The following is a 13,824-nucleotide window of genomic DNA, read 5'->3' as shown; positions in this document are numbered from 1 at the left end:
TAAAATCAAACACAATCTAAAACATGCTGGTCCACCGTTATGCCAGGTAAAACATAAACTAGATATCAGCAAATAGATGAGTAAAAGATAGGAAAATCGAAAAACAATTAGATAGCAGATCACGCAAAAATAAGTAAGGAAAACCGCTGGTATATCAATCCACTGCCACACTCTCTTTAAGCTTTTCAAGCGACTTCTCCCCAAATCCAGATACATTTCCTAAATCTTCTAGCTGATTAAACTTGCCATTTTGTTCCCGGTAGTCGATGATATCTTGTGCCTTTTTCAACCCAACACCACTTAACTTTTGAAGCTGTGCTAAATCTGCCGTATTAATATTGATTTTGTCTATCGCTTGCGCTGCTGCACTATCCACATCATCATGTGCTTTAGTCCCGACTATTTCAGCTGATTTATCTTCGCCAATACTTGCCACGTAGACGACCATTTCATCCGTCAGTTTCTGTGCTAGATTAATCGACTTGGTATCTGCCTGATCCGTTACGCCTCCAGCCAATAATAAGAGGTCGTTAACCCGGCTATCCTGTTTTAAGGTATAAACTGCTGGCTTTTTTACAGCACCTTTTAAATCAACTGTAATCCTATCCTTACGCTCAGTTTCTTTAGCAGTCGTTTTTTTGTCATTACCTGACATTTTTTTAACACCTTTTTCAGATTTCCCTCCTGCATTAAGCTGTGTGGATGATACTAGACCCACAGAAGATGATGCTGTATCCTGCTTAGCAAATATGACGACTAAGAGACCGATAACCATAATAGGTATCAGCAGGCCAATAAGCAACCAGCGATGGTGTTTTATTTTTTCAATCATCGTTTCTATCTGCATCAATTCACCTCTTATTTTTATATACGAAAAAAATCCTTACATGCCGTAAGGATTCTCACTTATTTTTTTAGATTATGAATAAATTGCTTAAAGACTTTTTCATCTGAATAGCTTAAGACATTTCGGGCATAGATTTTTTCGCCAAACTTAGCAACTAAGACTAAGGCGACTAATTGAAGGACCAAAGCAATGATTGCCTCAGTAGTGCTCGCATACTCTATCGCCAACCGACTTGGCATCAAACTTGGTGAGATAAACGGTACCATAGCAAGCACCTTTAAAACGATGTTACTTGGCATGCTTGCTGACATGAAACTTGCCACATAGCCAATCATCGATAAGTAAACAATGGGTTGCACAACTTGTTGGACTTGACTTTGATCATTGACAATACTGGCAATGATTGCAGTGAGGACAAGATATGAGATAACACCCAGCATGACCATCAAGACTGTAATGATTAAGAAGCCTATATCTACACCACTAAATAACTTCAAGCCATTTTCAACTACCTTGTTGCCCTTTAATACAATGGAGGCAACACCTGCTAACACCACGTAGATTAAGAGATGCGTCACAACTAAGAGACTAACGCCGATAATTTTACCATAATACTGTATCTTAGCACTCGTTGCAGCAAGTAATATCTCCATGATACGATTTGATTTTTCGTTGGCAACTTCTTGTGCCATCATACTGGTATAGATTGATAACAAAACAAAGATTGCCACACCAGTCCCTAGGGAGATAAAGTAATTGGCCATATTTTTATTATCACCACCACTCGCTTCTCCCTTGTTACTCTGCGTTTTCATCGTTAACTTAGCAGGGGTTTGCAGGGCGATCAGGTCTTCTGCCTTCAAATTCAGTTTGCTTGCTTTTTCTGTCATCTCAATCTGAGTTAGGGCATTTCTGACCTTGTTTTCATCAAATTTTGCTGCCCCATCTGATGAACTAATCAACTCATATTGGCCATCTGATGCGACTAAATAACCGTCTATTTTGTCATCCTTCAGTTTTTTCTTGGCACTGTCGATAGTGGTCACTTCTGATAAACTAACATCTAATAGCTTGCCAGATTTAATGGTTTTTACTAAGGCTGAATTATCTACAATAGCCAGACGTGTTGGCTTATTGCTTTCACCTTTAGACATCATAAACCCAATCAAGAAACCGATAATCGGTAGTAATAAAGGAGAGAGGACAATCAACCAAAACCCTGGTGTTTTAATTTTTGTGCGATAGACTTGTCCTGCGACTAATTTAACTTGTTTAAACATGCTCAGCTACCTCCTTACGAAAGATCTCATCTAGTGTTGGTGGGGCTTGTACAAAGGCCTGTACATAGCCAGTTTCACTCACTTTTTTGAAAATATCATGACCAACAGATTCTTCTGTAATATGAATCAATCGACCTGCGCCTTGCTTTTCAATCGTTTTAACACCTGCAATAGCTGAAAGTGTTGTATCTGCCAGCTCACTCTCCACATAGACTTGCGTCCTGCCAAAACTATTTCGAATTCCGTAAATATCGCCTTGTAAGACAACTTTACCTTTTTTAAGCATGGTCAGATTGTCACTTAATAATTCAACACCACTCATGTTATGACTTGAGAAAATAATGGCAGCGCCATTTTCCTTAAGTGTCTTAATTTCATCCATCAAAAGACTTGTATTAACAGGATCTAATCCCGTAAATGGTTCATCTAAAATCAAAAAATAATCAAAAAATTAGGGCGATGGATTAAGGTCGCGATAAATTGTACTTTCTGCGCGTTCCCTTTAGAAAGTGTTTGGACTTTATCAGTTATCTTACCAACTACCTCTAATTTGTCCATCCAAGTCACAAGTTCTTTTCTCGCCTCATCACGTTTCATGCCGTGCAGTTCAGCAAAGTAAAGAATTTGTTCTTCTACAGTCATTTTTTGATAGAGGCCACGTTCTTCTGGTAAAAACCCAATGCCTTGTTTAACTTCTTGGGTAATCGGCTTACCATTCCAGTTAATCAAGCCACTATCAGATTTAATAAAATCTAAGATCATCCGAAAAGTCGTTGTTTTTCCTGCGCCATTTTGCCCAATCAATCCCATGATTGAGCCATCCTCAACAGTCATGTCTAGGTTGTCCACAGCAATTTTGTCACCAAACTGTTTGGTGATACGCTCTATTCTTAACATATTCGTCTCCTTAGCTTATCTATATCGTTATTATAGCAAATTCCAGTCTGAAATATCTGTGTTATTTTTAATTTTTTTGAAAAAACTATTTCCTTAACCTGAAAAAATAATAAATCAAGATTAAATAGAGTAGAATGGTTAGCTGCTTGGTGTCTAATATGATTGCCCCGCTAATGACGGTATAAAGTAACGCAGCAGTGAGTAAACCCATCATCAATCGACCTACATGCGACCAAACCTCTTGCTCGACAATTTTTCTACGTTCATCAGTTAGTCTTAGTCTTGCAGCTCGCAACTTTTTAGGATTATTGAAAACAACCATTAGCCAAATACCATAAATCACCATCGGAAGTAGACCACCAATAGCAGCGCCCCATATTTCGTCTGATGGACCAAGGATCTTAAAACCAATCAAGATAAAGCTCAGGATGAGTAGCACAGTTATCGGGAACCAAAATAATTGATACTTCTTATAGTCTTCATCTGTTTTGATCTGATGCTTAAATACATAATGAAACATTACACCTTCTCCTCCTTATCAGATTTGCTATCAAAGAATATATCTTCTATCGTTGTGTTAAAATACTGAGCTAATTTATAAGCCAGATTCAAGGATGCCGTATATTTTTCTTTTTCTAGCGAAATAATCGTTTGTCTAGTTACTTCCATTGCTTCAGCCAGAGCTTCCTGGGATATCCCATGTTCAGTTCTATAGGCTTTAATTTTGTTAGTCATATACCTCCAGTATAGTAAGCTATACGTAAACTTAACTATACGTATAGCTTACTATACATTTTTTAACTTGTCAACTCATAGTGTCAGCCTATCTGATCAAAACATAAAAAAAGGTTAGACAAGACGCAAGCGTCATCATCTAACCTTTTATCGTCTATCAGCCTAAGCTGGTAGCTTCTTTATTTGACTTCTTCGAAGTCACCATCGACAACATTGTCATCTTTAGGTGCATCAGCACTAGTCGCTTCACCAGCTGCTTGTTGTTCAGCTGCTGCTTGCTCATAGAGTTTGACTGCTAAAGCTTGCGCTTTTTCATTTAAAGCATCAAGTTTAGCTTTCAAGTCTTCTAAGTTGTCAGCTTCTTGTGCTGCTTTCAACTCATCAAGAGCCACTTGTGCTGCATCACGTTCAGCGTCAAATCCTTTGCCTTCAGTTTCCTTGATTGTTTTTTCAGTAGCAAAGATTGTTGCATCTACTTCATTTTTAAGATCAACTTCTTCTTTACGTTTGGCATCCGCTTCAGCATTTACTTCAGCATCTTTCATCATTTTATCGATTTCTTCATCAGATAAACCTGAGTTAGATTGGATAACGATGGTTTGTTCTTTGTTTGTTCCCATATCTTTTGCTTTAACAGACACGATACCATTTTTATCAATATCGAATGTTACTTCGATTTGTGGGATACCACGCGGTGCAGCTGGAATATCTGTTAATTGGAAACGGCCTAATGTTTTGTTGTCTGGTGCCATTGGACGTTCACCTTGTAACACATGAATATCAACTGCTGGTTGGTTATCAGCGGCAGTTGAGAAGACTTGTGACTTAGATGTTGGGATTGTTGTGTTACGGTCGATCAGTTTAGTGAAGACATTACCCATTGTTTCAATACCAAGTGACAAAGGTGTCACATCAAGTAAAACAACATCTTTAACATCACCAGTGATCACACCACCTTGGATGGCAGCACCCATGGCAACTACTTCATCCGGGTTAACTGATTTATTTGGTTCTTTGTTTGTTTCTTTTTTAACAGCTTCAACAACTGCTGGAATACGTGTTGAGCCACCTACCAAGATCACTTCATCGATTTCTGAAGCTGACAAACCAGCATCTGACAAGGCTTTACGAACTGGTGTTTTAGTACGTTCTACTAAGTCAGCTGTCAAATCGTCAAATTTAGCACGTGTTAATGTTTCTTCCAAGTGAAGCGGTCCAGCATCACCAGCTGTGATAAATGGTAATGAGATTTGTGTAGATGATACGCCTGATAAGTCTTTTTTAGCTTTTTCAGCAGCATCTTTCAAACGTTGTAAAGCCATCTTGTCTTGTGCTAAATCAATACCGTTAGCTGTTTTGAATTGGGCAACCAAGTAATCGATCACTTTTTGGTCAAAGTCATCACCACCGAGGTTGTTATCACCTGAAGTAGATAATACTTCAAAGACACCATCACCAAGTTCAAGCACTGATACGTCAAATGTACCACCACCTAGGTCAAATACAAGAATTTTTTCATCTTTGTCGACTTTGTCAAGACCGTAAGCAAGTGCAGCTGCTGTTGGCTCATTGACGATACGTTCTACTTCAAGACCTGCGATTTTACCAGCATCTTTAGTTGCTTGACGTTGTGCATCATTAAAGTAAGCAGGAACTGTAATAACCGCTTTCTCAACTTTTTCACCTAAGTAATCTTCAGCAAAACCTTTAAGGTATTGGAGAATCATTGCAGAGATTTCTTGTGGTGTGTAAGATTTTCCACCAGCTTCAACTTTATAATCAGTCCCCATGTGACGTTTGATAGAGATGATTGTGTCAGGGTTAGTCACTGCTTGACGTTTGGCAACTTCACCGACTTGGATTTCACCATTTTTGAATGCAACAACTGATGGTGTTGTGCGGTTACCTTCTGGATTTGCGATAATTTTTGCTTCGCCAGCTTCAAGAACTGAAACAGCTGAGTTTGTTGTACCTAAGTCAATACCAATAATTTTAGTCATTATAATTACCTTCTTTTTTTTATTTTATTTTAGTTATCATAGTTTTATGACATTTCGGTCAAGCTATTTTGTATTACATTTGAATTGCTTATTAAATCGGCCTATTGATAAATGGCAACCATGGCTGGGCGAAGATTACGCTCATGCAATTGGTAGCCTTTTTGTAAGACTTGTGCGATTGTATCCGCAGGATGCGTATCATCAGCTGGGACAGTTTGAACTGACATATGGAAATTAGGATCAAATTCACCATCTACAGCAACTTCTGTCACACCTTCTTCTTTAAGCGCATTTTGAAGGCTATCTAATGTCATCTCTAAGCCTTTTTTAACATCTTCGCTCAAGCCTTCAACAGCAAGTGCACGCTCTAGATTATCCAAACCTGGTAATATTTTACGCGCCATATCTTGTGAGCGATATTTTAAGAGTGTTTGACGTTCTTCATTTGCACGACGTTGATTATTTTGCATTTCAGCGTGTGCTTTCAGATATTTGTTTTCCATCTCATCAAGCTTCTCTTGTAAAACTGCAAGCTCGTCGATTTCAGCATCCACAATCTCTTCAAGAACTGCTTCATTTTCTATTTCTTCTGCTAATTCTTTTTCGATATCTTCTTTTTTATGTTTCTTAGTCATAACTTCTCCAAATAATTTTTTATATTTTTTATGCGTTACATCATCTCATAGTGATTACCATCTAAGTAGCGATAATAATCACTCAGTTTCATGGTTAAAATTTTTGCGATCAAATCCATAGTCGATACTACTTTTTGATAGTTAAGATCGACAGGCCCCATCAAGGCGAGTGTGCCGAGACCGCGATAAGGCACAACAAACTGCTGCGTCATCAAGGTGATATTTTTTGAAATCTGATGATTCTCAGTAAGTGTTGCATCAAATTTGACGCTTCTTATCTCATCCTCAGACACCAAATCACGAATTTCATGGATAATTGCCTCATCGTCCATCAAAATCTTATAAAGCGAGACAACATCCTCAGAATACTCTAATAAATTTTGCCGACCTGCAGAAATCAAATTTTCTTTAAACAACTCTGTAAATACATGTTCGAAGAGCTGTAAGGCATCCGTCGTCACGATAAAATACTTTTGGGCGACTTGTGGAATTTCAGTCAGCAATGAATAATGGATATCCAAGATTTTCTTACCAACTAACCGTTCATCAGCAATAAACTTAAAGGTAGTTAGGTCCTCCATAGTCATCGACCGTGGTAGGACAAACTGCATCGTCTTAACGAGTCCTGTATCAAGTGTCATGACTGCCATAGCAGAATGACTATCCAACTGTACAATGTCAAATTTAGATAAGACTTGATTTTTTTGAGAAACATTTAAGACAAATCCTGAAAACCCTGTTAATTCAGATAGGATTTTAGCTGCTTGTTGATAGAGCGTATCTAGTTTATAATACTCACCATCAAAATTTTTCATGACCTGGTATACATCGTTATTATCGAGTTTACCTGGTTTTAAAAAGTTTTCAACAAAGTATTTATAGCCTGTCACACTCGGTACCCGACCAGATGACGTATGCTCTTTTTTGATGAATCCCAAGTCTTCCAAGTACTTCATATCATTTCTGATCGTTGCACTAGAAGCCTTGATAGACGCCATCAAAGCTTTAGACCCTACAGCTTTATGTGACTGCGTGTAGAGCGAAATAATTAAATTAAGAATTTGTTGCTGGCGTTTTGTTATCAAATTGAACACCTCACTTTTAGCACTCGTAGTTACCAAGTGCTAACTACATCTTTAATTATATAATGCTATCACGATAATGTCAAGAATAAAACAAAAAAATTAGCACTCTGATAAACAGAGTGCTAATTTATGCATAAATGTCTTGACCTATTGCCTAAATAAGGCCACCAGACTTGGATAAGCTGAAAACATTAAAGAAACTAACAGCCATGACGACAAAGACAAACCATTCTGAGGGCGTAGCCCCTGTTGACCAAGCATAATAGACAAAATTACAAACTAAAATAAAGATAATAACGAATAAGGCATAGATCGTAAACTTCCAAAATTTAGCGATCAAAATGATAAACCCGACCAGAACAACAACATATAATAGGAATTGAACATTTGACATGGCTGTACTATACTGCTCTTTAAAGGCATTAACAGCCTTAAAAAAGGTATCGTAAATCACATTAAATATTTTGAGACTTGGTAAAATTTGATTAATCATCTGCCAAGCTGAATAAATGAGTAAGCCAATGCTTGTAAAAAAGATAAGTGATGGCGATTTTCCTGAAAACATGAGTCTTGTACCCCTAGCCCTTTTAACCTAAATTTAGATATGCTTATTTTACCATAATTAACAGGTTTATATAAAGTCTACTATCATAATTAGCTCAATTGCTTCAAATATTGTTCTAACGTCAAATTGTGTTCTGTCATGTACTTGGCATTCTCAACGCCGACATAACGAAAATGCCAATCTTCATGTCCGACACCAGTGTATGGCTTCCCTGCGTCTGTAAATCGTAGGACAAAGCCATAAGTTGGTGCGATTGCAGCGATTTCTTTTGCAGTCGTTGATTCATTAAGGCGATCAACGTCCGACAGGTCGATAGCAAGTCCTGTTTGATGTTCAGACATGCCCGCTGGTTGAGAATAAGTTTGCACGACTTTTTCTGCTGCCTTATGGTCTAGCGATGGATCTTCTGCCATCTCTTGTGCAACATACTGATTATAAAGTGTCTCTTGATAGGCAACACTACGATAGCCTGAAATGAAGTGTTCTGCTGGGTTGATTGCTTGAGCTGCTGTCAAAAATGCTTCTGCCGACTGAGCAATCCTAGAATCAACTACGATATTGCCGAGTTGGGTTAACTCCGGGTTCAACTCATCTTTAGGATTTTCTCGATTCACTAGCACCAGATTCCAGTCACTTGCCTTACTCTTGGGTAAATTGCTAGATTGCTGCTTATCTTTTGCAGACGTTGCTTTTTTGGCACTACCTGATTTTTGGGACTGCACAACTTTTGAGGAATTTGCTGTCTTCACATTATCTTTTTTGACCATCTTGTATCCGACAAAAGCAATGATGACAATCAGGCAAATCACAAGCAAACCTGGTAGAATCATGCGATCATATCTAGGTTGCTTACGTGGGCGTCTTCTAGGGTACTGATTACTGGGCATCTAAAATCTCCTGTCCTAATGTTCTATAACTCATATCACCAATTTTTCCGATTGTAAAATTACCATCGCTATAAGTTAAGTGTGTAACTGAACCGTTATCTAGGCCTTGAAATCTCGGCTGACGACTATCAATCAACTTAATAAAAGTCGCAATGGTTAACCCATGACTTACAATGACGATATTTTGGGCGCCTTGTACCTCCGCTTTTTGAGCCGCCTCAAAAAAGCCATCCAAAATACGTTTACTGAGTACATGCCAAGGTTCTGCCCAGCCCGCTGTATCCACTTCAAGGATGCCATTAGCCATATCTTCATAAGTTAAAGATGCTTCACTTTTATCTTTGTAAGCATCTGTACGAGGTAAGACACCATCAAATAGTTCCCCATCAAAGCCCCCGTCAAGACTGCCAAAACACCACTCACGGATACGTTTGTCCATCTCATAAGGAATACCCTCATTTTCAGAGTATTTCAAAATAAAACCGATCGTCTGAATCGTTCGACCACTGTCTGAAGAAAAAGCCAGATCAAATTTAATATCTTTGGCTGCAAAGCCCAGACCTAACTCAGTCACACCGCGTTCACCATCACGTGTCAAAGGGGTATCTGACCATCCTTGTGCGCGACCAATCGTATTAAACATGGTCTTGCCATGTCTGACTAGATAAACATTTACCATTATTTCTACCTCACCTTTATCATGATGCTTACTGCTAATATCCGCTACTATCACTAGCTAGAAAAACTCTAGACTAGATGGGTCATTCTATCGCTAGCAGTAGGCAATCTATTTTATCTTTATTCTATCAAAAAAAAGCAGATTTCTCCACTTTCTACTTTATCTAACTCTTTAATTTTTAAAAGAATGGATTGGTGCAGGAATATGGCCACCTCGTGCGATAAAGGCTGCTGAGGATTCTTTATGAACTGCCATGACAGGTGCTGTCCCAAGTAAACCACCAAATTCGATTTGATCACCAACTTTTCCTTTAGGAATGACACGAACAGCAGTTGTCTTCATATTAATCACACCAATTGCCGCTTCATCAGCAATCATGGCTGCAATCGTCGTCGCTGGTGTATCGCCAGGAACTGCAATCATATCAAGACCAACGCTACAGATCGCTGTCATCGCTTCAAGCTTCTCTAAGTTAAGAACGCCAGCATTAACGGCAGCAATCATCCCTTCATCTTCTGACACAGGGATAAAGGCACCAGATAGACCGCCGACTTGATTACAAGCCATGACACCACCTTTTTTGACTTGGTCATTTAAAAGGGCCAGTGCTGCTGTTGTACCATGCGTGCCGACCATCTCCAGACCCATTTCTTCTAAAATGCGCGCGACAGAATCGCCAACTGCAGGGGTTGGCGCAAGCGATAGGTCCACAATCCCAAACTCGACGCCTAAGCGTTCAGAGGCCATTTTACCAACGAGTTGGCCCATGCGAGTGACTTTAAAAGCAGTCTTTTTAACAACTTCAGCAACTACATCAAATGACTCACCACGTACTTTTTCAAGCGCACGTTTGACAACACCTGGTCCAGATACCCCAACATTAATCACAACATCTGCTTCACCGACCCCATGAAATGCACCGGCCATAAAAGGATTATCCTCTACAGCATTTGCAAAGACGACAAGTTTGGCACAGCTCATATCATCAAGCTTAGCGGCAGCGACGATAATCTCACCCATATCACGGACTGCATCCATGTTAATCCCTGTTTTAGTTGAGCCAACATTAACAGAGCTACAAACAAAATCAGTCGCGGCTAACGCTTTTGGCAAAGAATTGATCAGAATCTTATCACCCTTTTGATAGCCTTTTTGCGCGAGTGCTGTGAAGCCACCGATAAAATCAATCCCAATTGCTTTGGCTGCACGATCGAGTGCCAAGGCAAAAGGCGTATAGTCAGTTGCATCTGTTGCCGCACCAATAATCGCGATAGGTGTTACACTGACACGCTTGTTAATAATCGGAATACCAAGTTCATCACCAATCGTATTGCCGACTTTTACTAAGTCTTTGGCTTTCGTCGTGATTTTTTGGTAGATTTTCTCACAGGCACGATCGATATCACTATCGATACAATCAAGTAGAGAAATCCCCATCGTAATCGTCCGAATGTCTAAGTTTTCCTCTTCAATCATGCGAATTGTTTCAAGAATTTGAGTTTGTTTCATGTGGTTACCTTTCTGAACTATCTAGTCATTAAAACAGATTTACAGCGTGTCAGCAAAAAAAATAATACCAGACCAACTATCTGGCAATTATCATGAGCCGTCAAACACGATAAACGTGCCCCATCAATAATCAATACCAGCTTAAAGCTGATGCATGGCCTCAAAAATAGCTTCATTCATGATCTTGATATCAACTTTTAAGGTCGCACCAAACGCTTCTAGATTTGCTTTAATATCCGAAAATGAGCCAGTTTCTTCAATTTCAACAACCATATTCATGGTAAAAAACCCATCCATAATCGTTTGTGAGATATCAATAATATTCACACCAAGTTCTGCTAGACGTGTTGAAACGCCAGCTACAATACCTGTTCTATCTTGTCCAATAACCGTTACAATTGCGCGCATCTGATCTCCTCATTTTTGTTATAATAGTTAATATGTATTATATCACAAAACTGGCATAATTTTTAGAAAATTTCGTCATTTAGCAAAGGAACCCTATGACTCTTAACACATTTCTTAATTTCACGCGCATTCAGACCCTACCTGCCGCCTTATTATCTCCTATAGCAGGTCTGATTTTCTCACTCTACTATTTTAAAAGCTTCCACCTAGCGCCAACACTTCTTTTTTTCATCGGCCTTATCGCCATCAACCTCTTTGTCAGTGCTTGGAATAATCTGATGGATTATCAAAAAGCACTTGATCCAGAGTATAAGACGCATGAAAATATCTTATCAACCCGCCAAATCCCGCCTATCCTCGCACTAAAAATTTGTCTATCTCTCCTTGCTATTGATGTGATTGTGGGTGTGGGGGTTGTCTTAACGACAAATATTGCCATTCTCCCGATAGGTGCCCTTTGCTTTTTAATCGCGATTTTTTATACCTTTGGCCCCTTTGCCTTTTCTCGTTTTCCACTCGGTGAAGTCCTAGCTGGATTTGCTGAAGGGATTTGCGGTTTCTTCTTTGGTATTTATATCAATGCATTCGATAAAGGATTTTTCTTAGCCTTCTTTGATAAGTGGCGCCTCACTTTTACGATCGATTTCGCCATCTTCGTCCCGATTGTCCTCGTTGGCATCATGTGCTTTTGTATGAACTTTAATGTCATGTTAGCTGATAATATCTGTGATTTAACCCAAGATGAAAAAAATGGTCGCTTGACCTTACCACACTATATGGGCATTCCTAAAGCTTTGAAATTATATGTTGCCATGTATAGTTTAGCTAGTCTCACGATTTTGCTTGCGATTCTTGTAGGCATTCTACCAAAAACGGTTTTATTGATGTTAGTCATTGCCCCACTTATCCTCAAAAATATCAGGACATTTTTACGCAAACAAGATAAAAGAGAAACCTTTATCTTATCTGTTAATAATCTAATGCTCTATAATGGCGCTTTAGCGATTACCATGGTAATTGGCTTGATCTTAAGATAACTGTCTTTAGGCAGTTTTTTTAATACTATTTGACAGGCCATCGTGACACATATCTTGCACAAAGTGGTAGAATGAGGGTGAAATCAACTTAAGTTAATTTTGTATGGCAACTTGATTAACTAATTTATATATTGAAAGCAGGCTTATTTATGTGCACATCATTGACCTATCAAACAGAAGCAAATGACCTTTTTCTCGCTAGGACCATGGATTTTTCTCAGGTTTTAGATGGGCGTCCTGTATTTTTACCACGACAATTTAATTTCCAAACAAATTTTAGTGGCAAGCAAACAACCCAATATGCCATCATGGGAGCAGGTGCAAGTTATGAAGATGAGATCGTGATTGCTGATGGCTTTAACGAACATGGTTTGGCCATGGCTGAATTATATTTTGCAAATGAGATTGTCTTAGAAAAAAAACCACTCGCAGATAAGCTTAATCTGGCGCCACATGAATTGATTACCTATCTGCTGGGTAATTTTGCAACCCTATCTGAAATAGCAGAAAAGATAGCTGACATCGCCTTGGTCATCCCTGATAATGGCGCACCAACACTACCCTTACACTATATCTTAACAGATCAAACTGGGCAAGCAGCAGTCATCGAAGCACGAGGTGGTGACTTAACCCTCCTCGATAACCCCGTTGGTGTGATGACAAATACACCAAACTTAGACTGGCATATCAAAAACTTAAATAATTATTTACACATACAACCACAAGCATTCCCAAATAAACAGTTCAATCATGTGACAGCATCACAATTCAGTCAAGGCACTGGCACTCAAGGGCTACCCGGATCTTACACACCACCTGATCGCTTTGTCCGTGCAGCATTTGGCCGTCAATACTTACCTGCGGCTACTACGATTGATCAAGCAGTTACAAATATCTTACATATCCTAGGTATGGTATCAGTACCCAAAGGCTTAAATATCCCATCTACTGGTGTCTCAGATTATACCCAGTACACTGGCATCATGAGTACAACCGAAAAAGCCTACTATATGACCACTTATGATAATCCGACTGTCTATCGTATGGCCATGACCGATGATATGATCCACAACAGACACGAAGTCAAATGGTTTGATTTGCCGTTTGACCCACAGATTGTTGACCTTGATTAACGAGACTGTTTCATGTGTTGACTAGTTCATTTCATGACAAACCCCCACGATAATGATGTCGTGGGGGTTTTGGGTATATAAGAGCTGATAGACTGTGCTTATGTCTGGTATTTATTAATAATGACTT

Annotated in this window: 14 protein-coding genes and 1 pseudogene; 2 read left to right on the top strand and 13 right to left on the bottom strand. The window is 39.0% G+C overall.

The genetic code is table 11. From position 1 onward, the window contains the following. Positions 1-154 precede the first annotated feature (154 nt). The 13 genes and pseudogenes from RU86_RS09180 to RU86_RS09120 form a co-directional block, all read right to left on the bottom strand. Positions 155-847 carry a helix-hairpin-helix domain-containing protein gene (locus RU86_RS09180; RefSeq protein WP_096815037.1) on the bottom strand — a complete coding sequence of 231 codons (693 nt, stop codon included), beginning with the start codon at positions 845-847 and terminating at the stop codon, positions 155-157. 59 nt (positions 848-906) lie between these two features. Continuing rightward, positions 907-2,127 carry an ABC transporter permease gene (locus tag RU86_RS09175; protein ID WP_096815036.1) on the bottom strand — a complete coding sequence of 407 codons (1,221 nt, stop codon included), beginning with the start codon at positions 2,125-2,127 and terminating at the stop codon, positions 907-909. After that, positions 2,120-3,024 (bottom strand): annotated as a pseudogene (locus RU86_RS09170) (ABC transporter ATP-binding protein). Before RU86_RS09170 ends, RU86_RS09175 begins: the two are co-directional and overlap by 8 nt. 85 nt (positions 3,025-3,109) lie before the next feature. Continuing rightward, positions 3,110-3,544 carry a hypothetical protein gene (locus RU86_RS09165; protein WP_096815035.1) on the bottom strand — a complete coding sequence of 145 codons (435 nt, stop codon included), beginning with the start codon at positions 3,542-3,544 and terminating at the stop codon, positions 3,110-3,112. Further along, positions 3,544-3,759, bottom strand: coding sequence for a helix-turn-helix transcriptional regulator (locus tag RU86_RS09160; RefSeq protein ID WP_096815034.1), 216 nt, complete (start codon positions 3,757-3,759; stop codon positions 3,544-3,546). The genes RU86_RS09165 and RU86_RS09160 overlap by 1 nt, the downstream gene beginning before the upstream one ends. Before the next feature lie 179 nt (positions 3,760-3,938). Beyond that, on the bottom strand, positions 3,939-5,759 hold the full coding sequence (gene dnaK, locus RU86_RS09155) for a molecular chaperone DnaK (protein WP_096815033.1): 1,821 nt from the start codon (positions 5,757-5,759) through the stop codon (positions 3,939-3,941). Positions 5,760-5,860: 101 nt separating this feature from the next. Beyond that, the gene (grpE, locus tag RU86_RS09150; protein ID WP_096815032.1) at positions 5,861-6,394 is read right to left on the bottom strand and encodes a nucleotide exchange factor GrpE; all 534 of its coding nucleotides are present in this window, start codon (positions 6,392-6,394) and stop codon (positions 5,861-5,863) included. Between the two features lie 35 nt (positions 6,395-6,429). Further along, the gene (gene hrcA, locus RU86_RS09145) at positions 6,430-7,479 is read right to left on the bottom strand and encodes a heat-inducible transcriptional repressor HrcA (protein WP_079505591.1); all 1,050 of its coding nucleotides are present in this window, start codon (positions 7,477-7,479) and stop codon (positions 6,430-6,432) included. 154 nt (positions 7,480-7,633) lie between these two features. Continuing rightward, complete coding sequence (locus RU86_RS09140; protein ID WP_096815031.1) at positions 7,634-8,044, bottom strand: hypothetical protein; 411 nt, start codon at positions 8,042-8,044, stop codon at positions 7,634-7,636. An 89-nt stretch (positions 8,045-8,133) separates the two neighbouring features. Further along, positions 8,134-8,931, bottom strand: coding sequence for a M15 family metallopeptidase (locus RU86_RS09135; RefSeq protein WP_096815030.1), 798 nt, complete (start codon positions 8,929-8,931; stop codon positions 8,134-8,136). Then, positions 8,921-9,610: a histidine phosphatase family protein gene (locus tag RU86_RS09130; protein ID WP_096815029.1), complete on the bottom strand. Its 690-nt coding sequence runs from the start codon at positions 9,608-9,610 to the stop codon at positions 8,921-8,923. The genes RU86_RS09135 and RU86_RS09130 overlap by 11 nt, the downstream gene beginning before the upstream one ends. A 171-nt stretch (positions 9,611-9,781) precedes the next feature. Continuing rightward, on the bottom strand, positions 9,782-11,119 hold the full coding sequence (locus tag RU86_RS09125; RefSeq protein ID WP_047915232.1) for a PFL family protein: 1,338 nt from the start codon (positions 11,117-11,119) through the stop codon (positions 9,782-9,784). 141 nt (positions 11,120-11,260) lie between these two features. Continuing rightward, positions 11,261-11,527, bottom strand: coding sequence for an ACT domain-containing protein (locus RU86_RS09120; protein ID WP_096815028.1), 267 nt, complete (start codon positions 11,525-11,527; stop codon positions 11,261-11,263). A gap of 95 nt (positions 11,528-11,622) precedes the next feature. On the opposite strand from RU86_RS09120, the gene RU86_RS09115 reads away from it, so the two are divergent. Beyond that, positions 11,623-12,564, top strand: coding sequence for a UbiA family prenyltransferase (locus tag RU86_RS09115; protein WP_096815027.1), 942 nt, complete (start codon positions 11,623-11,625; stop codon positions 12,562-12,564). A gap of 149 nt (positions 12,565-12,713) precedes the next feature. Further along, positions 12,714-13,697 (top strand): choloylglycine hydrolase family protein, encoded by a 984-nt coding sequence (locus RU86_RS09110; protein ID WP_096815026.1) that lies wholly within the window; start codon positions 12,714-12,716, stop codon positions 13,695-13,697. The last annotated feature ends 127 nt before the right edge of the window (positions 13,698-13,824 follow it).

It is taken from the genome of Pseudolactococcus piscium (genome assembly GCF_002441695.1).
GTDB lineage: Bacteria > Bacillota > Bacilli > Lactobacillales > Streptococcaceae > Pseudolactococcus > Pseudolactococcus piscium.
The sequence above is the reverse complement of the archived record's forward strand: the minus strand, read 5'-3'. Positions and strand labels throughout refer to the sequence as shown.

What these genes read in the sequence shown, in the direction of transcription:
- RU86_RS09180 (WP_096815037.1), bottom strand. Translation starts at nt 847, where the DNA reads ATGCAGATAGAAACGATGATTGAAAAAATAAAACACCATCGCTGGTTG.
- RU86_RS09175 (WP_096815036.1), bottom strand. Translation starts at nt 2,127, where the DNA reads ATGTTTAAACAAGTTAAATTAGTCGCAGGACAAGTCTATCGCACAAAA.
- RU86_RS09165 (WP_096815035.1), bottom strand. Translation starts at nt 3,544, where the DNA reads ATGTTTCATTATGTATTTAAGCATCAGATCAAAACAGATGAAGACTAT.
- RU86_RS09160 (WP_096815034.1), bottom strand. Translation starts at nt 3,759, where the DNA reads ATGACTAACAAAATTAAAGCCTATAGAACTGAACATGGGATATCCCAG.
- dnaK (WP_096815033.1), bottom strand. Translation starts at nt 5,759, where the DNA reads ATGACTAAAATTATTGGTATTGACTTAGGTACAACAAACTCAGCTGTT.
- grpE (WP_096815032.1), bottom strand. Translation starts at nt 6,394, where the DNA reads ATGACTAAGAAACATAAAAAAGAAGATATCGAAAAAGAATTAGCAGAA.
- RU86_RS09140 (WP_096815031.1), bottom strand. Translation starts at nt 8,044, where the DNA reads ATGTTTTCAGGAAAATCGCCATCACTTATCTTTTTTACAAGCATTGGC.
- RU86_RS09135 (WP_096815030.1), bottom strand. Translation starts at nt 8,931, where the DNA reads ATGCCCAGTAATCAGTACCCTAGAAGACGCCCACGTAAGCAACCTAGA.
- RU86_RS09130 (WP_096815029.1), bottom strand. Translation starts at nt 9,610, where the DNA reads ATGGTAAATGTTTATCTAGTCAGACATGGCAAGACCATGTTTAATACG.
- RU86_RS09125 (WP_047915232.1), bottom strand. Translation starts at nt 11,119, where the DNA reads ATGAAACAAACTCAAATTCTTGAAACAATTCGCATGATTGAAGAGGAA.
- RU86_RS09120 (WP_096815028.1), bottom strand. Translation starts at nt 11,527, where the DNA reads ATGCGCGCAATTGTAACGGTTATTGGACAAGATAGAACAGGTATTGTA.
- RU86_RS09115 (WP_096815027.1), top strand. Translation starts at nt 11,623, where the DNA reads ATGACTCTTAACACATTTCTTAATTTCACGCGCATTCAGACCCTACCT.
- RU86_RS09110 (WP_096815026.1), top strand. Translation starts at nt 12,714, where the DNA reads ATGTGCACATCATTGACCTATCAAACAGAAGCAAATGACCTTTTTCTC.